The organism is Amycolatopsis rhabdoformis, assembly GCF_035918295.1.
GTDB lineage: Bacteria > Actinomycetota > Actinomycetes > Mycobacteriales > Pseudonocardiaceae > Amycolatopsis > Amycolatopsis rhabdoformis.
On the sequence record NZ_CP142149.1, the window covers coordinates 6232326 to 6254574 of the forward strand.

General features: G+C 69.6%; 22 protein-coding genes. 12 read left to right on the forward strand and 10 right to left on the reverse strand.

Annotated features, from left to right (window positions below; all coding sequences use genetic code 11):
- Positions 1 to 89 precede the first annotated feature (89 nt).
- From VSH64_RS28595 to VSH64_RS28605, 3 genes are read right to left on the reverse strand one after another with little or no spacing between them, the layout of a single operon-like run.
- Positions 90 to 1073, reverse strand: a complete 984-nt coding sequence (locus VSH64_RS28595; RefSeq protein WP_326565816.1) for a DUF1996 domain-containing protein — start codon at positions 1071 to 1073, stop codon at positions 90 to 92.
- Positions 1074 to 1118: 45 nt separating this feature from the next.
- Positions 1119 to 2660, reverse strand: coding sequence for a chloride channel protein (locus VSH64_RS28600; RefSeq protein WP_326565817.1), 1542 nt, complete (start codon positions 2658 to 2660; stop codon positions 1119 to 1121).
- 50 nt (positions 2661 to 2710) lie between these two features.
- Complete coding sequence (locus VSH64_RS28605; protein WP_326565818.1) at positions 2711 to 3169, reverse strand: MarR family winged helix-turn-helix transcriptional regulator; 459 nt, start codon at positions 3167 to 3169, stop codon at positions 2711 to 2713.
- Between the two features lie 675 nt (positions 3170 to 3844).
- Here VSH64_RS28605 and VSH64_RS28610 point away from each other — a divergent pair.
- Together VSH64_RS28610 and VSH64_RS28615 are read left to right on the forward strand one after the other, a co-directional pair.
- On the forward strand, positions 3845 to 4969 hold the full coding sequence (locus tag VSH64_RS28610) for a reverse transcriptase family protein (protein ID WP_326565820.1): 1125 nt from the start codon (positions 3845 to 3847) through the stop codon (positions 4967 to 4969).
- Between the two features lie 2 nt (positions 4970 to 4971).
- Positions 4972 to 5382 (forward strand): cupin domain-containing protein, encoded by a 411-nt coding sequence (locus tag VSH64_RS28615; RefSeq protein ID WP_326565821.1) that lies wholly within the window; start codon positions 4972 to 4974, stop codon positions 5380 to 5382.
- A 9-nt stretch (positions 5383 to 5391) separates the two neighbouring features.
- Here VSH64_RS28615 and VSH64_RS28620 read toward each other — a convergent pair whose 3' ends face one another.
- Complete coding sequence (locus VSH64_RS28620) at positions 5392 to 5883, reverse strand: hypothetical protein (protein ID WP_326565822.1); 492 nt, start codon at positions 5881 to 5883, stop codon at positions 5392 to 5394.
- Between the two features lie 369 nt (positions 5884 to 6252).
- On the opposite strand from VSH64_RS28620, the gene VSH64_RS28625 reads away from it, so the two are divergent.
- Together VSH64_RS28625 and VSH64_RS28630 are read left to right on the forward strand one after the other, a co-directional pair.
- On the forward strand, positions 6253 to 7902 hold the full coding sequence (locus VSH64_RS28625) for an amidohydrolase (protein WP_326565824.1): 1650 nt from the start codon (positions 6253 to 6255) through the stop codon (positions 7900 to 7902).
- A 134-nt stretch (positions 7903 to 8036) separates the two neighbouring features.
- Entirely contained in the window at positions 8037 to 8237 is a 201-nt protein-coding gene (locus VSH64_RS28630) for a hypothetical protein (RefSeq protein ID WP_326565826.1), read from the forward strand.
- A 2-nt stretch (positions 8238 to 8239) separates the two neighbouring features.
- On the opposite strand, the gene VSH64_RS28635 is transcribed toward VSH64_RS28630, so the two are convergent.
- Together VSH64_RS28635 and VSH64_RS28640 are read right to left on the reverse strand one after the other, a co-directional pair.
- Positions 8240 to 8434 (reverse strand): hypothetical protein, encoded by a 195-nt coding sequence (locus VSH64_RS28635; protein ID WP_326565827.1) that lies wholly within the window; start codon positions 8432 to 8434, stop codon positions 8240 to 8242.
- Between the two features lie 74 nt (positions 8435 to 8508).
- Positions 8509 to 9480, reverse strand: coding sequence for a magnesium transporter CorA family protein (locus VSH64_RS28640; protein ID WP_326565828.1), 972 nt, complete (start codon positions 9478 to 9480; stop codon positions 8509 to 8511).
- Between the two features lie 134 nt (positions 9481 to 9614).
- Here VSH64_RS28640 and VSH64_RS28645 point away from each other — a divergent pair, with 134 nt between their 5' ends.
- Positions 9615 to 10604: an MCE family protein gene (locus VSH64_RS28645; RefSeq protein ID WP_326565830.1), complete on the forward strand. Its 990-nt coding sequence runs from the start codon at positions 9615 to 9617 to the stop codon at positions 10602 to 10604.
- Positions 10605 to 10776: 172 nt separating this feature from the next.
- Here VSH64_RS28645 and VSH64_RS28650 read toward each other — a convergent pair whose 3' ends face one another.
- A complete protein-coding gene (locus VSH64_RS28650) occupies positions 10777 to 11529 on the reverse strand; it encodes a class I SAM-dependent methyltransferase (protein ID WP_326565832.1) in 753 nt (250 codons plus the stop codon).
- 417 nt (positions 11530 to 11946) lie between these two features.
- A complete protein-coding gene (locus VSH64_RS28655; RefSeq protein ID WP_326565833.1) occupies positions 11947 to 12867 on the reverse strand; it encodes a proteasome assembly chaperone family protein in 921 nt (306 codons plus the stop codon).
- A 179-nt stretch (positions 12868 to 13046) separates the two neighbouring features.
- Between VSH64_RS28655 and VSH64_RS28660 the strand changes: the two genes are divergently transcribed.
- From VSH64_RS28660 to VSH64_RS28690, 7 genes are all read left to right on the forward strand, one after another.
- Entirely contained in the window at positions 13047 to 13559 is a 513-nt protein-coding gene (locus tag VSH64_RS28660; protein ID WP_326565834.1) for a PH domain-containing protein, read from the forward strand.
- A gap of 74 nt (positions 13560 to 13633) precedes the next feature.
- Entirely contained in the window at positions 13634 to 15106 is a 1473-nt protein-coding gene (locus VSH64_RS28665; protein WP_326838040.1) for a PH domain-containing protein, read from the forward strand.
- A 169-nt stretch (positions 15107 to 15275) separates the two neighbouring features.
- A complete protein-coding gene (locus tag VSH64_RS28670) occupies positions 15276 to 15980 on the forward strand; it encodes an IclR family transcriptional regulator (protein ID WP_326565835.1) in 705 nt (234 codons plus the stop codon).
- Between the two features lie 16 nt (positions 15981 to 15996).
- Positions 15997 to 16491, forward strand: a complete 495-nt coding sequence (locus VSH64_RS28675) for a GNAT family N-acetyltransferase (protein ID WP_326565836.1) — start codon at positions 15997 to 15999, stop codon at positions 16489 to 16491.
- A 164-nt stretch (positions 16492 to 16655) separates the two neighbouring features.
- A complete protein-coding gene (locus VSH64_RS28680) occupies positions 16656 to 16853 on the forward strand; it encodes a hypothetical protein (protein ID WP_326565837.1) in 198 nt (65 codons plus the stop codon).
- The gene (locus VSH64_RS28685; protein ID WP_326565838.1) at positions 16832 to 17257 is read left to right on the forward strand and encodes a VOC family protein; all 426 of its coding nucleotides are present in this window, start codon (positions 16832 to 16834) and stop codon (positions 17255 to 17257) included. The genes VSH64_RS28680 and VSH64_RS28685 overlap by 22 nt, the downstream gene beginning before the upstream one ends.
- Before the next feature lie 860 nt (positions 17258 to 18117).
- The gene (locus VSH64_RS28690) at positions 18118 to 19134 is read left to right on the forward strand and encodes a DUF2891 domain-containing protein (RefSeq protein ID WP_326565839.1); all 1017 of its coding nucleotides are present in this window, start codon (positions 18118 to 18120) and stop codon (positions 19132 to 19134) included.
- Positions 19135 to 19674: 540 nt separating this feature from the next.
- On the opposite strand, the gene VSH64_RS28695 is transcribed toward VSH64_RS28690, so the two are convergent.
- Together VSH64_RS28695 and VSH64_RS28700 are read right to left on the reverse strand one after the other, a co-directional pair.
- On the reverse strand, positions 19675 to 20931 hold the full coding sequence (locus VSH64_RS28695) for an aminotransferase family protein (protein WP_326565840.1): 1257 nt from the start codon (positions 20929 to 20931) through the stop codon (positions 19675 to 19677).
- Positions 20932 to 20957: 26 nt separating this feature from the next.
- Positions 20958 to 22136, reverse strand: a complete 1179-nt coding sequence (locus VSH64_RS28700; protein ID WP_326565842.1) for a CaiB/BaiF CoA transferase family protein — start codon at positions 22134 to 22136, stop codon at positions 20958 to 20960.
- Positions 22137 to 22249: the final 113 nt, after the last annotated feature.

Below are 22249 nucleotides of genomic sequence, written 5' to 3' on the forward strand. Positions count from 1 at the left end.
ACACGGATGGCGAGCGGGGTTCAGTTCAGCGGATACCGAACCGTGACCAACGCCACTTCCGGACGAAGCGGCGGATCTCGGCGCCGGGCTCAGGCCGAGCAGTGTTTTCCGGAGTTCACGCAGTCGACGACGGTCGCCATGAGCGCGTCCGGCATCACGTCGATGTAGTCCGCGTGGTCGGAGACGGGGTTGTTGAGCTCTTCGGGGAATGAGTCGATCGCGTACTCGGCGCCGGCCGGCACGGTGTAGGCGATCTCCAGGTGCAGGCGCGGCACGGCGAACGTGCCGGCCTGGCACGCGCCGTTGGCGGCCGGGAACACCAGGTGCGACTTGTGGTTGGGGCTGTCGGTGGTGCGGCCGTTCCAGCAGCTCGGGAAGTCGAAGAGCCGCACCACCTGCTGGCCGGCCGGGCAACGCGGGTACTGGCGCCCGACGTGGTCGCGGCTGCCCGAGCACGTCCACTGCACGTGGTCGGTGGCCACGCCGCCTTGGGTGTACCCGTGTGGGTTGCCGGTGTTGGCGCGCAGGAAGCGGGGCATCGGCACGACGTTGGTGGTCGGGCTGCCCTGGTACTCGATCAGCACCGAGTCGGGCACGAGGATGCGGCCGAACACGGTCTGGCGCGCGTCGCCGTGGGGCAGCCGCAGCACCGGCCAGTAGTAAGTCGACTTGTCGCCCGCCTGGCAGGTGGTGCCGGCGGCGGCGAGGGAGGCGTCGGTGGAGAACGCGGTGGTGGAGTCGTTACCCACGTAGTCGTGGAGGTGGTGCGCCCCGCCGTCGACGCCGGGGCTGATCACCACGTTGTCGGAGTTGTGGCGGCCTTCCTCGTCGCGGCCGCAGTCGATGCGCCACGTGCCGGCCGAGCCGCCGGGCTGCACCGCCGGAGCCGGCGGCGCGACGGGCAGAGCGGACACGTCGGCGAAGTAAGCGGGCGAGACGGTGTGCTCCTCCTCGTGCGCGCCGGCCGTGAGCGTGTTGTAGCCGAACACGCTCGCCGGCACGGCGATCAGCACCAGGACGATGGTGAACACGATCCACCCGGGCGACCAGCGCCGCCACGATTGCGAACCCACGAGCACCATTTTCACACTGTCAAGATCATCACGCGCGCCCGGCCGTCAGTCGGGAACCACGACCTTCATCGGCAGCACGCGCTCGCGGTGGTGCTCCTCGTGCAGGTCGCGCCGGCGGGCGTGCAGCAGCTGCGCGAGCGTGACGACGCCGAGCACTTCGTCCGGATCATCCCGGTTCACCACGCGGGCACGCGTCACGTGGCCGAGCGCCAGCTTGTTGGCGACCTCGCGCAGCGTCTCGTCGGGGTACGCGGTGACGCGCGCGGGCGCGGCCGGCCCGGGAGTCATGACCTCGTGGACGAAGAACGTCTCCAACGGGTCGGTCGTGTACTCGCGGGTGAGGTGCAGCCGCCTCCGCGCGATCTTCTCCGTGAGCACGGACCGCTTGAGCAGCAACACGGACAAGGCGTACGCCGACACGGAAGCAACCACCAGCGGCAGCAGGTAACTCCACGCGTGGGTGAGCTCGAGCGTGAACACGATGCCGGTGAGCGGCGAGCGCATCACGCCCCCGACCACCGCGGCGAGCCCGCACGTCGCCCAGAACCCCGCGGCGAAGTGCGGCAGCACCGCGCCCTCCGCCGCACCCAGCGCGGCGCCGATCATGAACACCGGCGCGAGCACACCGCCGGACGTACCGGAACCGAGTGACAACGCCCAGATCAAGGTCTTGACCACCAGGATGCCCACGATCAGCTGCGTGGTGGCCTGGCCGGTGAGCAGCTGGTCGATCACGTCGTAGCCGACACCCAGCGCGTGCGGCTCGATCAGGCCGCCGGCGCCGATGATCAGGCCACCGATCGCGGGCCACCACATCCAGTGCACCGGCACCCGGGCGAACAGGTCCTCGGCGAAGTAGACGAGCGCCGTCGCACCGATGGCCAGCAATCCGCCGGTGATGCCCGGGATGAGCGCGAGGCCGTCAGCGAGCGGCCCGGTCGTCTGCGGCGAGGGCACACCGAACACGGGCCCGGTGCCCAGCAGGTAACCGCGGATCACGGTGCTCACCGCCACGGCTCCCGCCACCGGCACGAGGCTGCGCGGGCGCCACTCGAACAGCAGCAGCTCCACGGCGAGGAGGATCGAAGCGAGCGGCGCGTTGAACGTCGCCGCCATCCCGCCGGCGGAACCCGCGACGAGCAACGTCTTGCGCTCGTCCGCGCTGAGTTTCAGCAGCTGCGCCAGAATCGACCCGACGGCGCCACCGGTCATGATGATCGGCCCCTCGGCCCCGAACGGCCCGCCCGTGCCGATGCTCACCGCCGCCGACACCGGCTTCAGCACCGCCACCCGCGGCGCCACGCGGCTTTCGCCCGTGAGGATCGCCTCGATCGCCTCGGGCATGCCGTGGCCGCGGATCTTCTCCGAGCCGTACCGCGCCATCACGCCGATCACCAGCCCACCGACCACCGGCGCGGCCAGCACGAGCCACCACGGGTGGTGCACCGCGCCCGGCGCCACCAGATCCGTGGCGACGCGTTGGTAGAACACGAGATTGGTGATCAACCCGATCAGCTTCAGCAGCGCGAACGCCGCCACCGCACTCGCCGCCCCGACGAACAGCGCGAACCCCGTGATCAGCAACATCCGCGGCCGCACACTGAAGTCCCCCAGGTGCGTCGCCCGACCCGGCGCGTTCACAGCCGCCCCGGCCCGGCCGAGGGCACCAAGGGTGCCATTTCCGCTGCTGCCAGCAAGTTCTCCACCGCGTTGGCCGCCTCTGCTCGTTGCTCCGGATTCAACTGCGCCAACAACTCCCCGAGCGCCTCATGCCGTCTCGCCAGCACGTCGTCCACCACCGCCTGACCGGCCCGCGTGACCTCCACGGTCACCACCGTCCGGCGATGCTCGTCTTCCCCCCGCCGCACATACCCGTGCGCCTCGAGCTTGTCCGCCAACCGCGTCACCGACGACGCGTTGACCCCCATCGCCTCCGCCAACCGCGAACACGGCACACACCCCACACTCGCCAACACGACAAGCAACCGCACCTGCGGAAACGTCACCCCCCGCGGCGCCGCATGGGCACTGTCCCAGGCCACCGCCACCAGCACCCGCGTCAGCCGCTCCAGGCGGTCGAGATCAGAGTCTTGCATAGGACAAAACTTGCTATACGCAAGGTCTTAGGGTCAAGAGATCCCACGCGTGGCCCGTGTCACCCACCGGAACACCCCAGGTAGGACGGCTTTCTCCACCGCAGTGACACACACCGCACACACCACACCCTCAAGCGCAGCCCTCGCCCCTGCCCAACCACCAGCCACCCACCGCACAAACCACCGCAGCCCTTGCCCCCAAACCAACCGCCAGCCGCCCACCCTCACTCACACCCACCCAAACCCACGCGGCCCTTGCCCCCAACAAACCGCCACCCGGCAACACAAACCCGCCCCCCCACAAACCCCTCCCGCACCCTTCCCCCGCCCGGCCCCCCGATTCTTTTCAACCACACGGTAGGGATTGGCTTGTCAAGGCATCTTTCCCGCCTTGACAAGCCAATCCCTACCGTCGTCACAATCAAAAATCGGGGTGCCCACCCCCAACCCCCCCAAGCGCAATGGTGTGCGCAGCACGCCGAGCCGCCGCCACCACCACCAACATCCCCAAAACAACCCAGTCCCCACCCCCAACCCCCTAAACTCACCCTCCGGCGACGCGGAGGTGAGCCAGGTGGAAACCCACCCCTTCCGGGGCAACCCCGGAACGCACCACACCACCCACCCACAGCGCCCCACGCAAGGGCCGCACGCTCCGCGTACAAATCCGCGCGGATGACCGGAGAAAGAGTCACCCCCGCGTCGCCACCCAGCCAGGCCAGCCGAGCCAGCCAGCCCAGCCGGACCAACCAGTCCAGCCGAGCCAACCCCGACCCCCTGGACCCCCTAGACCCCCTCCCCCCAATCTGGCGCTGGCAAGTCCCCCACTGGACCACCACCGAATCCACCGCCACCGCCCTCAACCTCACCCCAGGCGAACTGCTCTGGTTCTCCGACCCGAACCACTGGAACGACCGCGCAAACCCCACCCTCCGCCACTACCACCACCACTGGATCCCCACCTCCACCGGCGGCCTCCGCCTCATCGAACGCCCCAAACCCCGCCTCGCGGAACTCCAACGAAGAATCCGCCGCCACGTAATCAGAGCCCTCCCGGTCCACGACGCCGCCCACGGCTTCCACCCCGGCCGCTCGATCCTCACCTGCGCGACACCCCACACAGGTCAAAACCTGGTCGTCCGCATGGACCTCGAGCACTTCTTCCCCAGCATCTCCGCGCGACGCATCCAGTCACTGCTGGAACTGGCCGGCTATCCACCCGGAGTAGCCCAAGCCCTCGCCGGAATCCTCACCACGATCACCCCACCGGACGTGCTCCGCAAAGCACCCCGACCCATCCGCGATCGCCTCAGAAGACCGCACCTCCCGCAAGGCGCCCCGTCGTCCCCGGCAGTGGCCAACGCCGTGACCAACCACCTCGACCGCCGCCTCAAGGGCCTCGCGGACGCCCTCGGCGCCAACTACACCCGCTACGCCGACGACCTGGCCTTCTCCGGCCAATCCCTGCCCCTGCACCGGCTTCTCCCCGGCGTCCGCCACATCGTCACCGCCGAGGGATTCCGCCTGCGCGAAGAGAAAACCTCCATCGCGGGCAAACATCAACGCCAACGAGTGGCCGGCCTCGTCGTCAACGAAAAGCCCGCGGCCCCCCGCACCCAGTACGACGCCCTCCGCGCCACCCTGCACAACTGCGTGACCACCGGCCCGCAAGCGCAGAACCGCGAAGACCACCCCGATTTCCAGGCCCACCTCCGGGGCCGCATCGCGTGGATCGCCGCGACGAGCGCGCCGCGGGGTGCGAAGCTGAAGGAGCTCTTCGACCGCATCGATTGGAGCTGACCGTGGAAAACGTTTTCGACGTGCTCGCCGCTCTCGACCGCTTGCCCGACTCGGCCGACACGATGCTGGTCGACGAGTACTTCGTGGACAAACCCACGGCGAGCGCGCGGATCTTCCGCATCTACCGGGACTTGCCGCTGCACTTCCACCGCGAGTGCGACGAGCACCTGTACATCCTCAGCGGCCGCGGCACGTTCCACCTCGACGGCGAAGAGTTCGAGGCGCGCCCGGGCCTGCTGCTGCACTTCGAGAAGACCAAGGTCCACGGCTTCCCACACATCGCGGAGCACCCGCTCGTGGTGCTGTCGGTGGACGTGCCGCGGCGGCGCCCCGACGACGTGGTCTTCGTGGACCCGGCCGAGGGCGACGCCGGCACGTTCATGGCGCGGAATTCGCCGAAAAACCCTGACTGAGCACCAAAATCAGGCGAGCAGCGGGCAAAGGTTGCGCTCGAGCTCGGCCCACCAGCCGACCGGGGCGGCGCCGGGGTCGACGTCGCGGGCCTGGATGTCGCCGGCGCGCTGCGCGAGGTCGAAGCGGTTCTCCCGCCACGCGTAGGCCAGCAGGTCGTCGTACTGGGCGCGGGGCAGCCAGCCCTGCTCGCGGCCGACCTCGAGCCGCATCAGGTGGATCACGAGTTCCACGCTGCTCGGGTCCAGGCCGCGCAGGCGCCGCGCGAAACCTTGCGCCGCGTCGATGTTGCCCTCGCGAAACGCCGTGTAGGCCAGGAAAAGCGTGGTCGCCGCGAGCACGTCGCCGCGATGCACACCACCCTCGGCCGCGAGGTGCTCGGCGAGCCGGTAGCTGCGGCCTCCCTCGCCGGCGCCACCGTCGGACTCGACCGCCTCGGCCAGCGCCCGCTGCTGGCTCACGAGGTAGTCGTCGTGCAGTTCCACCCTGTTTGTGTTGATCATCGAAACCCCTCCCCTCAGCCGGATTTTCACCCGACTGCTCCTCTGCACAGGATGTTACGACTGATGCGCAGATACATCGAATGCCCTAACCCCTTCCCCCGTTAGAAGTTTGAGAGTCACGAAGTGTGCTCGCGGATTGGTGATTTTGCCCGTCCAACCGACCGAACGAGGTAAGTTCGGGCAAGATCAACGCTGCCTCGGGCAGCTACCCGGACGAAACGTCCACCCGCCACGATGTGGTCACTGAGCTGGCCAGATGCCACGCCCCGGACATCTGTTGGTAAACGTTGGTTCGGTAGGGCAACCGCAGTTCCCGTAACGACCTGTGGGCGCGCGAGCACACACCGGTCATCGCGTTACCGTTCGGTAATGACGACCAGGGTCTTCCGCGGCGGCCGCGTGTTCACCGCCGACGCCGCCGGCACGATCTGCTCGGCCGTCGCCGTGTCCGGCGGCCGGATCGCGGCGGTCGGCGGCGACCGCACGGTGGAGCCGTTCCTGCGCGAAGCCGACGAAGTCGTGGACCTGGCCGGCGGGCTGCTGCTGCCCGGTTTCGGCGACGCCCACGTGCACCCGGTGATGGGTGGGCTAGAACGGATCCGCTGCGACCTCTCCGGCGCCCAAACCGCCGAGGAGTACACGCGCATCATCGGCGATTACGCCCGCGCGCATCCCGAGCGTGACTGGGTTCTGGGCGGTGGCTGGGCGATGGAGGCCTTTCCCGGCGGACGCCCGCACCGCGCCGCGCTCGACGCCGTGGTCGGTGCCCGCCCCGCCCTGCTGCCCAACCGCGACCACCACTCGAGCTGGGCCAGCACCACGGCGCTCGCGTACGCCGGGATCGACCGCGACACCCCCGACCCCGCCGACGGCCGCATCGAACGCGACGCCGACGGCGAACCCACCGGTCTGCTCCACGAAGGCGCGGCCGACCTCGTCGCCCGCTTCGCGCCGGCCGACACGCAGGAAGACCTCGACGCCGCCCTCGCCGAAGCCCAGCGCCACCTGCACTCGTTCGGGATCACCAACTGGCAGGACGCCTGGGTCGCCGTGCCGGGCACCGGCCCGAACGCCCACGAGTCCTACCTGCGGGCGGACCACGCCGGCCGGCTCACCGCGAAGGTCACCGGCGCGTTGTGGTGGGACCGTTCATGTCCGTCCGCCGGCGTCGCGGACCAGGTCGCGCGGCTCGCGAAAATCCGAGCCGCCACCGCCGGGCAAGGCCGCAACTACCGCACACCCTCGGTGAAGGTGATGCAGGACGGCGTGGTCGAGACCTTCACCGCGGCCATGCTCGAGCCCTACCTCGACCGCCACGGCCACCCCACCGGCGACCGCGGCCTCGGCTTCCTCGAACCCGGTCTGCTCCGCGACGTCACCACCACCCTCGACGCCGCCGGTTTCCAGGTGCACTTCCACGCGATCGGCGACCGCGCGGTGCGCGACGTGCTCGACGCCCTCGAAGCCACAGCCGCCGAGAACGGCACTTCCGGTCTCCGCCACCACCTCGCCCACCTGCAGGTGGTGCACCCGGCGGACGTCCCGCGGTTCCACCGCCTCGGCGCCACGGCCAACCTGCAGGCGCTGTGGGCCGCGCACGAACCGCAGATGGACGAGCTCACGCTGCCGTTCCTCGGCTACCCGCGCGCGAGCTGGCAGTACCCGTTCGGTGATCTCCTGCGCACCGGCGCCGCCCTCGCGATGGGCAGCGACTGGCCCGTGAGCAGCCCCGACCCGCTCGCCGCGATCCACGTCGCGGTGAACCGGGCCCTGCTCGGTGCGCGCACGCCGCCGCTCGGGCCGGAGCAGGCGTTGCCGCTCGCGGCAGCCCTGCGCGCGTACACCGCGGGCAGCGCCGCCGTGAACCACCTCGACGCCGGCACCGGCTCGCTCACCGTCGGCAAGGCCGCCGACCTGGCGGTTCTCGACCGCGACCCGTTCGACGGCCCGCGTCAAGAGATCGGTGAAACGCGCGTGGTACGCACGTATGCGGACGGAATCGAGGTCTACCGCGCCTGACACCGGCAGCCGAAGCTGCCTTCTACCGTGGGTGAACCTTGTCCGCCGAACGGGTGACGTTGGGCGTTCCCAGGACTGAGGAGCGGGCGAATGGGTTAGCCGAACGCGACCCGACTCCGCCAGAGGAGACCCCGATGCCCATCCGCGTGCTGATCAGCCACGAGAGCACCGCGATCCCGTGCGAGACGTGCGGCTACCCCACGCTGCACGTCGCCCACCTCGTGACCCCCGAAGGCCAGTGCATCGGCCAAAAGCTCGTGTGCACGCTGTGCCGCGAGCAGGAGGCCGCGCTGGAAAAACCGCCCCACAAGCCGCTCGAAAAACAGCGGGGCTGACTTCAGGCCACTTCCCCGCGCCGGGTCGTCGCCGTGTGCAGCCCGAGCATCTCCAGCAGCTGCGCGCAATCGTCGGCGTCCAGCGAGTTCGACGCGACCGACAGCGCCGCCCGCCGCCGCACTTCTTCCTGATGCGCCAGGTTTTCCTCGGTCATCAGGTCTGCCGCCGGGTGCAGCCCGGCACTGAAGTCACGCATGCCTGTCCCTCCCCAGCCGGGTGGAAAATCCTTACCGGTGCGACCTACCCGGGTGCGGTCGGGGCGAAACGCGATCACAGCCAATCGCGGCGCTTGAACGACGCGTAGAGAGCCACCGACAGCAGCACGATGGCCACTGTGGACACCCAGAACCCCGACGTGGCCTGGAATCCGGGGTACGGCACGTTCTGCCCGTAGAAGCCGGTCACCGCCGTGGGCACCGCGATGATCGCGGCCCAGCTGGTCACCTTCTTCATGATCGTGTTGAGCCGGTTGCCCTGCAGGTTCAGCTGCGTCTCGCGCACGGTCGCCACCAGGTCGCGCAACGACTCCGTCCACTCCGACGCGCGCAGCACGTGGTCGTACACGTCCTGGAAGTACGGCATCATCACGCTGTCGACCAGGTGCTGGTCGCGGCGCATCACGGTGTTCACGACCTCGCGCATCGGCAGCACCACACGGCGCAGCGCCGTGAGGCTCTTGCGCAGCCGGAACGAGCGCCGTTGCAGCTCACGCTGGTCCGGGCGTTCGGCGAACACGAGGTCCTCCAGCGCTTCGATCTGCTCGTCGAGCGCCTGCACGCTTTCGAAGTGCCCGTCGACGATGTGGTCGAGCAGGCCGTGCAGCAGGAACGCGACACCCGATTTCGCGAGGTCGGCCGAGGAGTCCCAGCGCTGCTCCACGGCGTCGATGTCGAAGCCGTCGTCCTTGCGCACCGTGACCAGCGCCTGCTTCGTCACGAACGCGCCGAGCTCGGATTTCGTGACGATGCCCGTGTCCACGTCGAAGTGCGCCGAATATGCGATGAGGAAGGAATGCGTGTCGTAGCGGTCGAACTTGGGCCGCTGGTGTTCCTCCGCCGCGTCCTCCACGGCCAGCGCGTGGAGGCCGAGCTCTTCGGAGATCGCGGCCAGGTCGTCCTGGGTCGGCTCGCAGAAATCGAGCCAGACGGTGGTGGCCGGGTCCTGGAGGTAGTCGGAGACCTGTTCCACCGGGAAATCCTGGTCGACCAGCACGCCGTCGCGGTAGACCCGCGTGTGCGCCACGCCGTGCCACCTTCCGCCGGTTGTTTCCTTCCGACGAAAAGTACCCGCCGCCGATCGTCGCCGAACGTGCCCGGCGTCCGCCGAAGGTGTTGTGTGACTGGCGTCACCTCACACTCTGCGGCACTGTGCACTCAATGCACTCGGCCCGAGGTCCCCGCCGCCCCGTCCGCACCGCACTGGTGGGGCTCACGGTGCTCACCCTCGGTTTCGTCACGGCGCTCAACGCGCGCAGCCTGCCCGTGATCGGCGACGGCACCACGTTCGCGGCCGAGTTCACCGAAGCCGCGGGGCTGCAGGACGGCAACGACGTGCGCATCGCCGGCGTCGAGGTCGGCCGGGTGTCCGCGGTGACGCTCGACGGCGCTCGCGTGCGGGTGACGTTCAAGGTCAAGGACGCGTGGCTCGGCGACGGCACCACCGCGGCGATCAAGCTGAAGACGGTGCTGGGCCAGAAGTACCTCGCGCTCGACCCGGCGGGCGCGGGCTCGCTCGACCCCGGTGTGCCGATCCCGAGCTCGCGCACCACCGTGCCCTACGACGTGCTCGACGCGTTCCGCGAGCTGTCGGCCACCGTCGACCACATCGACACGACGCAGCTGGCGCACAGCTTCGACACGCTCGCGGGCACGTTCGCGAACACACCCGCCGACGTTCGCACCGCCCTCGGCGGCCTCTCGCGCCTGTCCGACACCATCGCTTCGCGCGACGCGCAGCTGACCTCCTTGCTGGCCAACACCCGCACGGTGTCCACGACCCTCGTCGACCGCGACGCCGAGGTGCAACGCCTGCTCACCGACGGCAACCGCCTGCTCGACGAGGTCGCCCGCCGCGAGTCCGCCATCTCCACCCTGCTCGACGGCTCGCGACGCCTCGCCACCGAGCTGTCGGGCCTCGTCGACGACAACAACCGCACCCTCGCCCCCACCCTCGCCGACCTCGACCGGCTCACGTCCTTGCTGCAGCGCAACCAGGATTCCCTCGCCCACGGGGTGAAAGCGCTCGCGCCGCTCCTGCGGCTCGGCACGAACGTCGCCGGCAACGGCCACTGGATCGACGGCTACCTGTGCGGCCTGGTCGTGCCGTCGATCGGGCCGCTCAACGAGGAGGGCTGCCACTCGCGCTAGGGCGTGCTCTTCGCAGTCTGTGCCCTTGCTCGTCCGACCAAGATCGAATCCGAACGTAGGCAGCCCGAATTCGGTGGGGCAAGCCCTTCGATCCTGCTCGAAAAGGTCACCGGAAAACGAAAATCGCCGGACCCGTCCCGGAAAGCGGGCGGATCCGGCGGTTTCACACTCATCAAGCGTGGTCGGCGCGAATCTCGTCCTGCGCCGGTGCCTCATACCCCGGCACACCGGTGATGCGCACGGTCACCTGGTTGTCGTTGTACGTGTAAGCCTCATACGTGAACTCGATGCCCGTCTTTTCGATGTGTTCCATCCACGCGCGGTACTCGTGGCGCTTCCAGCCGGGGAAGTTGAAGAACTCGTCGAAGTGCACGATGCTGCCCGGACGAAGCCGCGGGCCGACGTTTTCGAGCACGGTTTTCGCGGAGCTGTAGAGATCGCCGTCCACGTGCAGGAAATCGACGTGGCCCGGGTGCTTTTCCAGGAATCCCGGCAGGCTGTCGTTGAACAGGCCCACCACGAGTTCCGCGCCGGGGACATCCGGCAGGTCGTCGCGGGCGAAGGCGCCGGCCGGCATGCCGTTGAGCCACGCCTCGGGCAGGCCTTCGAACGAGTCGAAGCCGTAGACCTCGACCCCGCCGCGCGCGGCGGCGATGGTGCGCAGCGTGTTACCGGAGGCGACGCCGAATTCGAGCGCCATGCCGCCGGCCGGGGCCAGTGACAACGCGAACTTGAGCGTTTCGGGCGGGCTGCCGAAGTGGCGCGCGCCGATGAGGTTCTCGCGGGCGAACACGTTGCTCTCGAGCGCCGCGTCCTGGTCGCCGGCGTACACGATGTCGCGGCGACTGCGAATTTCGAATTCCACCACCCGGTCGAGGAGGCGGTCACCCTGACGGACGATTTCCTCACGGAGTTCGTCGCGCATCCGGTTCAGTTGATCGGTGTACGGGTCATGCAAGCGGGTGGCCACCCGGCGCAGCACCAGGCCGGCTTTCCGCCTCAGAGCTCCACCCAAAGTCCTTGCCGTGAATCGATCTTGGTGCGGCTGGGTCATTCCGGGACGATATACAACAACCGGGCACGGAATCGAACCGGCCGGTTTACCCGTCGGTAATGGCCGGCGTCGGTCGATTACCGATCACCGGGACCGGTGGCTGCCCGTGGTCCGAACGTCACCCGCCGCACCCCTGAGGGCAGCGTGCCGGAAACCCCCAGCCCCGATCATGGCATGGTGGCGACCATGACGAAGCGAATGTGGTGGGCCTGGCAGACGGTCCGCTCGGCCGCGATCGCGTACCGCACCGGGCGCAGACGGGCCCGCGACTGACCCCTGCCCGGAGACTCAGCGCTCCGGTGAGTCCCCGCCCTGCTCCGCCAGGAACCGCTCGAACTGCGAACCGAGCTCCTCGGCCGTCGGCATGTGCTCCTGCGACTCGGCCAGCAGGCTGTCGCGGCCCGAGGCCTCCACGAACGTGTCGTACTGGCGCTCCAGCGCGCGCACCACGTCGGCGACCTCGTCGGACTCCGCGACCTGGCGGTCGATCTCGGCCGTGGCGACCTGGGCGGCCACGCGCAGCTCGCCGTCCGGCAGGTGCAGGCCGGTGGCGCGCTCCACGGACTCGAGCACCAGCAGCGCCGCCGACGGGTACGCCGACTGCGCGAGGTAGTGCGGCACGTGGGCGGCGAAGCCCATCGCGTCGTGACCCCACTCGCCGAGGCGGTACTCCAGCAGCGCGGACACGCTGCCGGGCACCTGCATGCGGTTGGGCAGCGGCTGGTGGTCGCCACCGATGAGGCTCTCGCGCGTGGCGTGGGCCGTGACGCCGAGCGGACGCGTGTGCGGTGCGCCCATCGGGATCCCGTGGAACCCGACGGTGAGACGCACGCCCCAGCGCTCGATGAGGTGCTTCACAGCGGTGGCGAAGCGCTCCCACTCGTGGTCGGGCTCGGGGCCGGACAGCAGCAGGAAGGGCACGCCGTCGGTGTCGTGCAGGAGACGAACGGCCAGCTCAGGGGCCTCGTAGTCCTCCCAGTGGTCCACCGCGTAGGTCATCGGCGGACGCCGGGAGCGGTAGTCGATGAGGCGGTCGACGTCGAAGCGCGCGATCACCCGGTTCTCGACCTCGTTGGTCAGGTGGTCGGTGACGAGCCTGCCCGTGGACCCCGCGTCCATGAAACCGTCGAAGAAGTGCAGGAGCACGGCTCCGTCCAGGTCGGGGACGTCCGAGTCCACCTCGTACAGTTCCTCGGGATCGAATCCCACCGGAATCCTCCTGCTGATCGCTGTCGTGCACAGGCTTAACCGGGTTCAACACGGCACCACCGCGTTTCCATCCCGCCCGCGGCCGAAATAGTAACGCCCCGCACTCACCGGGGCCCCGGATCGGGGCACAGTGACACTTGTCGTGGCCACGGTCACGACTGTTCAGGCACGCTAAGCAGGTGACCGCACAAGAACCGAGCGCGCTGAGCCTGAGCCTTCGGCCACCCGAGCACCGCGTGAGCCGCAAGGCGATCGGCCACTGGACGGCCTCGGCCGCCCTCGGCTGGCTCGTGGTGATCGGGGTGCAGGCCGTGGTGGTGGCCACGAGTGACGACCCGCCGTCGTGGCTCTCGGTCACGCTGGTGCTCTGCTGCGTGGTCGGCCCGCTGCACCTGCTGGTGATGCCGCAGTGGCGCTACCGCGTGCACCGGTGGGAGGTCACCGCCGACGCCGTGTACACGCAGGCCGGCTGGCTGAAGCAGGAATGGCGGATCGCGCCGATCTCGCGGATCCAGACCGTGGACATCGAGCGCGGCCCGCTCGAGCAGCTGTTCGGGCTCGCGCGGATCACCGTGACCACGGCGTCGGCCGCGGGACCGCTGCGGATCTCCGGCCTCGACCACGAGCGGGCCGTGGCGCTGGCCGACGAGCTCACGCGCACCACGCAGGCCGTGCGCGGTGACGCCACGTGAGCACGGCGTTGCCGCTGGCCGCGGGTGCGGCCGAGGGCACGGAAGAAGCGCCGTGGCACCGGCTCGACCTGCGGATGCTGCTGATCCGGCCGGTGCTCGACCTCGTGCGGTCGCTGCCCGTGCTGGTCGGCGCGCTCCTGCTGGGCTCGGGCAACAACTGGCAGTGGATCGGGTTGGGGTTCACGGCGTTGACGATCGCCACCGGCATCTCGCACTGCCTCACCTCGCGGTACCGCATCACGGCGACACAGGTGGAATGGCGCACGGGGCTGTTGCTGCGCAAGCAGCGGGCGGTGCCGCGCGACCGGATCCGCACCGTCGACGTGGTGTCGGAGCCGAAGCACCGGCTGTTCTCGCTGGCCGCGGTGCGGATCGGCACCGGCCGGCATTCGCAGGGCAAGGGGCCGGGCAAGGACGAGCTGGTGCTCGACGCCGTCACGCGCGCGGAGGCGCAGCGGTTGCGAACGCTGTTGCTGCACCGGAAAACGGTGGCTTCCGGGTCTGCTGGGCCCGCTGGGTCCGTCGATGTCACCGCGCCGCCGGAGCAGCTGGTCGCGGCCGTGGACCGGAAGTGGCTGCGGTACGCGCCGTTCACGCTGTCCGGCATCGCGGTGGTGGGCGCGATCCTCGGCACGATCTACCACTTCGCCCACGAGCTGAACCTCGACCCGGTGCGCTACGGACCGTTGCGCGACCTCTTTTCGCGCGTGACGCAAGAGCCGGTGTGGGTCACCGTGGTCTTCGCCGCGATCGGCCTGCTGGTGCTGGTTTCGGTGCTGTCGGTCGGCGGTTACGTGCTGTCGTTCTGGAACTTCCGGCTCACGCGTGAACCCGGCGGCACGCTGCACATCCGGCGCGGGCTCATCACCACCCGGTCGGTGTCGATCGAGGAAGACCGGCTGCGCGGGGTCGAGCTGAAGGAACCGTTGCCGCTGCGGATCGCCGGCGGTGCAAAGTGCGTGGCAGTGGCCGCCGGCCTGCGCGAGGGCAAGGGCGCGGACAAGGGCGGCGGCCTGCTGCTGCCGCCCGCGCCGCTGGCCCGCGTGCGCGAGGTGGCCGGCGAGGTGCTGGGCGAGGACGTGGCCGGCGCGGTGCTCGTGCGGCACCCGAGGCAGGCGTTGAACCGGCGGATCACGCGCGCGCTCACGAGCGTGCTGGTGCCGGCGGCGGGACTGTTCCTGCTGGCCTGGGCCGGGGCGCTGCCGGACTGGCCTTGGCAGCTCGCGCTGGTGCTCGTGCCGTTCGCGGTGCTGGTGGGCTGGGATCGCTACCGCACGCTCGGCCACGCGCTGGTCGGGCGCTACCTCGTGACGCGTTCGGGTTCGCTGGCGCGCCAGACCGTGGCCGTGCGGCGCGACGGACTGACCGGGATCGTCGTCACGCGCTCGTGGTTCCAGCGGCGTGCGGGGCTGGTCACGGTGGTGGCGCCGATCGCGGCGGGCCGCGGGCACTACCACGTGGTGGACGTCGGCGAATCCGACGGACTCGCGCTGGCCGACGCGACCGTGCCGGGGCTGCTCACGCCGTTCCTGGTCGTGAATAGCTGATCATATCCGGTGAATTCACCGCGGGCGATTGTTCTGGTCCTGTGGTAATTTGCTGACTTGTCGTGTTCGCGAGTCGGGTCGCAGACCACGAAGAGGGTTCCGAATGCCGCCTGCCGAAGAAAGCGCTGCAGCGCCCCGCCGAACGGCCGGCACGAGCAGTTCGCGCAAGGTGCTGCAAGTGCTGCTCGCGTTTTCCGAGCACCGGTGGGAAGCGAGCGTCGCGGAGCTGGCCGAGGTGATCGGCAGCCCGGTCGCCACCACATATCGGTACGTGCAGCTGCTCAAGGAACTGCAGCTGCTCGAAGAGGCCCGCTCGGGCCGCTACCACGTGACCAGCCAGGTGATGCCGCTCGCGCGCGCCGCGCGACTGGCCAACGACGTCGCGCGGATCGCCCGCCCCACCATGGAAGAGGCGTCGCGCGAGCTCGGCGAGACCATCCTGCTGTTCCAGCACTTCGGCGACCTGGCCGTGTGCACCGACCGGGTCGAATGCGATCGCGCGATGCGGTTCACCTTCCAGCCCGGCCACTCGATCCCGCTCGGCGCCGGCGCGACCGGCAAGATGCTGCTCGCACTGCTGCCCGACGGTGAACGCGAGCAGCGCATCGCGGAGATTTCGCGCGAACACGGGATCGAGGTGCGTGAAGAGCTGAAGCTCGCGCTCACGAACCGTTACGCCCAGAGCTGGGGCGAGATCGAAGACGGCGTGTGGGCGTGTGCGGTGCCGGTGGAAACGGGGCGGACGCGGCCGAGCGTGCTCTCGCTCGTGGGGCCCGCCGCGCGCATCAGCGACGCCTCGCGAGCCGAGGCGATCAGTGCGTTGCAGGTGTATGCGGAGCGTATCCAGAAAGCAGTTTCGTCGTATTCGGTGTAGCCGGTAGGAATGGCGGATGATCAGACTCGCCCGCCCTGCCGACTTGGCCGCGCTCGGCCCGCTCGAGATCGCCGCCGCGGAGCCGTTCCGCGGCATCGGGATGGCGGCGATCGCGGACGACGAGCCGTTTTCGGTGGCCGAGCTGCAGCCGTACCAGGCTGAGGGGCGGTGCTGGGTGGCGGACGTCTCGGGGGTGGTGGCGGGCTACCTGATCGCGGACGTCGTGGACGGCAACGGTCACGTGGAGCAGGTGTCGGTGCTGCCGACCTTCGCGCGCCGCGGCTGGGGCCGGTTGCTGCTGGACGCGGCCGGCTCGTGGGCGGCGTCCCGCGGCCTGCCGGCACTGACGCTGACGACCTTCCGCGACGTGCCGTGGAACGCCCCGTACTACGCGCGGCTCGGCTTCCGGGAGCTGCCGCCGGCGTCGTGGGGGCCCGCGCTGCGCGCGATCCGCGAGCACGAGGCGGCCCTGGGACTGGACCGCTGGCCCCGGCTCGCGATGATCCGCTGACCAGCCGGGTTACCCCTCTGGGGGACTTGCGTCGCCCAGCAGGGGGACCCGATTTGCGGGAGCCTTCGAACACGTGTTCTACTGAGCGAGCCGGCCCCGGAGGGGGAAGCTCCGCGGGCCGGCACTCGACTTTTCCGGACTTCCTGGATGTTTCTGGAGGCAGCGTGGCAGTCAAGATCACCCACCTCACCAACGGCCAGCAAGTGCGCTTCGCCAACGCCGACGGCGCCCGCCGCTACGCCGAAATCATGGGCGGCGGCGTCGACAAGTGGGCGTTCACCGACGTACCGGGCGAGCCCGAGTTGCCGAAAATGTCGGGGTCGGTGGTTAACGTGCCGGTATGGCGTATGACTTCCAGGTGACCGTGGACTCCGCGGAACCACACTCCCAGGCCGACTGGTGGGCCGAGACCCTCGGCTGGACCGTCGAGCCCAGCGACGAGGCCTTCATCCGCGAGATGATCGCCAAGGGCTACGCATCCGAAGACGACACCACCACCCACCACGGCACCCTCGTCTGGCGCGAAGGCGCGGCGATCTCGCACCCGGAGACGTCGCGGCGGGTCTTGTTTCAGCTGGTGCCTGAGGGGAAGACGGTGAAGAACCGCGTCCACCTCGACGTCCGCGTGGGCGGGACGGAGGCGATGGAGGAGGAGTTCGCGAAACTCCAGGCGCGGGGCGCCACGTTTTTGCACCGGGGTTCGCAGGGGCCGAACCGGTGGATCACGATGGCGGATCTGGAGGGGAACGAGTTCTGCATCGGGTGACGGGGTTGGGGTGGCTCGGTGGGGTGGCTGGCTCGGTCAGCCCGGTCATCTCGGCAGGTCGGCTGAGTGGCGAAGTTGTGGCTCGGGCCAGTGAGGACTGAGCGGTTGAGCTCTGGGGCAGTTGAAGCCCGGGACGGATGAGTCGCCAACCAGTCGCCGTTCGCGCTCAGGCTTCCCGCACACCGCATCTCACCAGTCCTACTCCGGCCGAGGGTCAACCAGCCGTCTTCCACGCTGGGCCTTTCTAGGCGCACAGCGCTTCTTCAGCCCGATCCGGCCCGGCCAACGCAGGCGCTGCTGGGCCGCGGCCAGCCTGCCAACGCGATGCGTGCCACGCCGCGCCGCGCCAAGTGCAGCCTTGCGATCGTGACTCGGCTATTTCAGCACGGCCTCGGCAACCGGCATGCCTTGTCATTCCGGAACGCTTCTTGCCACTCACTCTTGGGCCGGCGCCATCCGCCTTCGCGGATTGCCTTACACCGCTGCGATTGTGACTCGGCCGTAGATCTTGCGCTGGCGCGCGGCGACTTGCCATTCCTGCTGGCGCGATGCCTGCTCAGCCGTTGCCATTGGGCCGCAGGACCTGCGAACCCCGTCTGGCAACTTGCCATTCGCTCTGGCACGGTGCCGCCCGTGTTCGCTGTTTGCCAGCCAAGTGTCCGGCTTGCCACGAATGTCGGCGCCTTGCCATTCCGCTGGCGGACTTGCCGCCGCGATCGGCCAGTTCGTGCGGTGAGTGGCGGGATCTTGCGGGGCGAGGGGCTTGCCGACGTGGTGGGTTGTGTGGGGTGATGCAGGAGGGACCGGCGGTGGGGTGACCGCGTCCCAGTCGATGAGGGGGCGTGGCACGGTGGAGCAGAGTGGCGCAGTTGAGGTCCCGGGCCGGTGAGTTCGGGGAGGCCGCGCTGCGCAACGTCAGGAAAGAGTTCCCGAGCGACATTCGCAGCACGATGCGGTTCGTGGGCGATTTCCCGAGCCGGCCGAGGGATCTGTACCCGGCGTTCTACGGTTGCTTCGACTGGCATTCCTGCGTGGAGATGCACTGGCTGCTGGTGCGGCTGCTGCGCTCCGTCCCGGACGCGATCCCGGCCCGCGAGATCACCGCGGTCCTCGACGAGCACCTCACCGCCGAAGCCCTGGCGGCCGAGGCGGAGACGTTCAGGACGAGCGGGTCAAGGGCTCGGCCGTACGGCTGGGGCTGGGCCCTGATGCTCCACCACGAAATCGCGACCTGGGACGACCCGGCGGCGCGCAGGTGGTCGGCACATCTGGAGCCGTTGTCGGCGGCGGTGAGTGAGGCTTTCCTGCGCTGGCTGCCGAAGCAGACGTACCCGGTGCGGACCGGCGCGCACAACAACAGTGCGTTCGGGCTTTCGCGGGCGCTGCCGTTCGCCCGGATGCGGGCGGCCGCCGGAGACGGTGCGCTGCTCGCGGCGATCGAGGAGGCCGCGGCGCGGTGGTTCAGCGCGGACGTCGACTACCCCGGCGGGTGGGAGCCCTCCGGAGCCGATTTTCTGTCGGCCGCGCTCACCGAAGCCGAGCTGCAGGCCGGGCTGCTCGCGCCGGAGGACTTCGTCGCGTGGTTCGACCGGTTCCTCCCCGGTCTGACCGACGGCCGGCCCGCCGCACTCCTCACCCCCGCCACGATCTCCGACGACAGCGACGGCCAACTCGCCCACCTACGCGGGCTCAACCTCAGCCGCGCCTGGTGCTGGCTGCGGCTCGCCGACCAGCTGCCCGCCACCGACCCGCGCGTGCCGCTCATGCTCGCCGCCGCGGAAACGCACGCGACGCCCGAGCTTGATCACGTCAGCGGCAGCGATTACATGGTCGAGCATTGGCTGGCCTGTTACGCCGTGCTGTACCTGACCGCCTAGTCGCCACGGCAGATCAAGACGCACGGCACCCCACCACCACGTCGCCACAGCGAACCAAACCCACGCCAAGGCAGCTGACCACCAAGCCACCACAGCAGAGCAGCCCACCACCGAGCCAGCCGACAGATCAAGCGCTCGAAGGCGCGCCGACCGCCAAGTCGCCGCCACAGATCAACGCCACCGCAGGCAGCCCCACCACCACGTCGCCATCACAGGTCAAGCCCCGCACGCATCCGACCTCCCGACCGCCACGGCATTCCAAGCCGATCGCACAAAAGCACTGCTACCAAAGTCGCCACGACAGATCAAACCCACGCAAGACAGGCCCATCGCCAAGCCACCACAGCAAACCGACCCCACCGCAGGGCAGCCCGACTACCGTTCGAATCAACCCAGCCGCGTGACCGAACCCCGCCACGCGCGAGACCGCGCCCAACCATCCACACCCGAGGCCAGCCCAACCCCAGCTCCTCGACGTCCCCACAGCCCGAGTCACCTTGCCAAGGAAGAACCCCGACAAGGTGACCCAAAGCCGAAAACTCAGCCCCCCAACCGAGAAAGCGCCACCGGAATCGCCGAAGCCAACAGGTCCAGCTCCTCATCCCCCGCGATCAACGGCGGCGACATGGCGATCCCCTTCCCCCACGGCCGCACCAGTACGCCCTCATCGCGCAGCAACCGCTGCAGCCGGCCCGACGCGCCGGGATCCGCGGCCAGCACCTCCGCCGACAGCTCCACCGCGGCCAAGAACCCCAACCCGGCCCGAACCTCCCCCACCGCCGGATGCGAAGCCGCCGAGGAAAGGGCGTCCGCCAAAGGCTTCTCCAGTTCCCGGCCGCGGGGAATCAGCCCGTCCTTCTCGTAGATGTCCAAAGTGGCCAGTGCCGCCGCGCAGGCCACCGGGTGGCCCGAGTAGGTGGCGCCGTGGCGGAGCACGGGCGCGCCCGGGGAGCCGGTGAAGAAGGGGGCCGCGACGTCCGGGGAGACGAGTAGCGCGGACAAGGGGATCGTGCCGCCGGTGAGGCCCTTCGCGGTGGTCACCATGTCTGGCCGGACGTCCCAGCGGTCGATGCCGAACCACGTGCCCAGGCGGCCGAAGGCGGCGATCACGCAGTCGGCCACGAAGAGCACGCCGTGACGGTGGCAGACTTCGACGGCGGCCTCGAGGTAGCCGGGCGCGGGCAGCAGGACGCCGCCCGCGCCGATCACGGGCTCGCAGAAGAACGCGGCGACGCGGTCGGGCCCCACGCGCAGGATCTCGGCCTCCAAATCACCGACGCTGTCGTGCGCGACGTGCGAGAAGCCGGTCGCCATCGGGCCGAAGTCCGCGGCGTTCACGGGGATCCCGCCGACGGCGGTGCCGAAGCCGTGGGTGCCGTGGTAGCCCTGCGTGCGGCCGATGATGTGGGACTTCTCGGGCCGGCCGGTGTGGGCGAAGTGGGCGCGGGCGATCTTCACGGCCGTGTCCACCACGTCACCGCCGCCGGAGCCGAGGAAAACCTTCGAGCCGGGGACGGGAGCGAGTGAAGACAGCCGGGAGGCCAGCTCCAGCGCCGGCTCGTTCGCGTAGTAGCCGAACAGGTTGTAGGAGTCCAGCTTCTCCAGCTGCGCCGTCACGGCTTGCGTGATCTCGGGCCGGCCGTGGCCGAAGTTCGCGTACCAGAGTGAGGCCGTGGCGTCGAAGTAGCGGCGGCCGGCGTCGTCCCACACGTACGAGCCCGAGCCGCGCGTGATCACGAAGCGGTCGCCGTCCACGGCGCCCATGTCCGCGAACGGGTGCCACAGCGGGTTTTCCATGCGAATCCTCCTCAGTCGGCGAACGGTCACGCCAGAAAGTCTGCGATCTCGGCATCCGAGTACCCGATCTCCGCCAGCACCTCAGCCGTGTGCTGGCCGAGCACCGGCGGCGCCGACGTCGGCCTCGGCTGGGTTTCCGAGGCCTTCACCGGGAAACCCGTGCCGAGGTAGGTGCCGACGGTCGGGTGCGGCAGCCGCACGACCTGGTCGCGCGCGGCCGTCCACGGGTCGGCGTACACGTCGTCGATGTCGTTGATCGGCGCGGCCGGGATGCTCGCCGCGTCGAGCGCCTTCATCCAGTCCTCGACCGTACGCGTCACCAACACTTCTTCCAGCAACGCGTTCAGCTCGTCGCGGTGCTCGGCGCGCGCGGCGTTGGTGGCGAACCGCGGATCGAAAGCGATGTCCAGCCCCAGCACGCCGCAGAACGCGCGCCACAGCTTCTCGCTGCCCACCGCGATCACGAGCCAGCCGTCGGACACGTGGTACGCCTGGTACGGCACGATGCTCGGGTGCGCCGAGCCCATGCGGCGCGGCCGCGGGGTGTCGTAGAAGTGCGCGCCGGCGGCGTAGATGTGCCAGGCGAGTTGCGCGTCGAGCAACGACACGTCGAGGTACTGCCCACGCCCGGTCGTGTGCCGGGCCTGCAGCGCCATCAGCACCCCGATGATCGCCCACGTGCCGGCGTTGAGATCGGCCACCGGCAGCCCCACCTTGGCCGGCGCGCCGTCGGGCTCGCCGGTCAGCCCCATCACGCCGCCGAGCGCCTGCGCGACGAGGTCGTAGCCGGGCCGGTCGCGGTACGGCCCCGTCTGGCCGAACCCGGTGATCGACACGTGGATCAGCCGCGGGTTCAGCTCGGCCAGCGACTCGTACGCCAGCCCCCACCGCTCCAGCGTGCCCGGCCGGAAGTTCTCCACCAGCACATCGGCGTCGGCCACGAGCCGGCGCACGGCTTCGCGGCCGCGCTCGGACTTGAGGTCGAGCACGATGCCGCGCTTGTTCCGGTTGGCCGCCAGGAAGTACACGGCCTCGTCCCCGACGAACGGCGGGCCCCACAGCCGCGTGTCGTCACCGTGGCCGGGCGGTTCGACCTTGATGACGTCGGCACCCATCTCGCCGAGGTACTGCGTGCAGTACGGCCCCGCCAGGATCCGGGAGAGGTCGACGACCTTGAGACCGTCGAGCGGGCGGACCTCGGGCATGGGGCGGCTCCTCGGGGGCGTCGTCGCGGACCTACGCCTCCTTTCTACCTCCCGGACAACGGATTACCTACCAACGGCCCATTGACGTGAAGCGTTCACTCCTGTTGATTCCT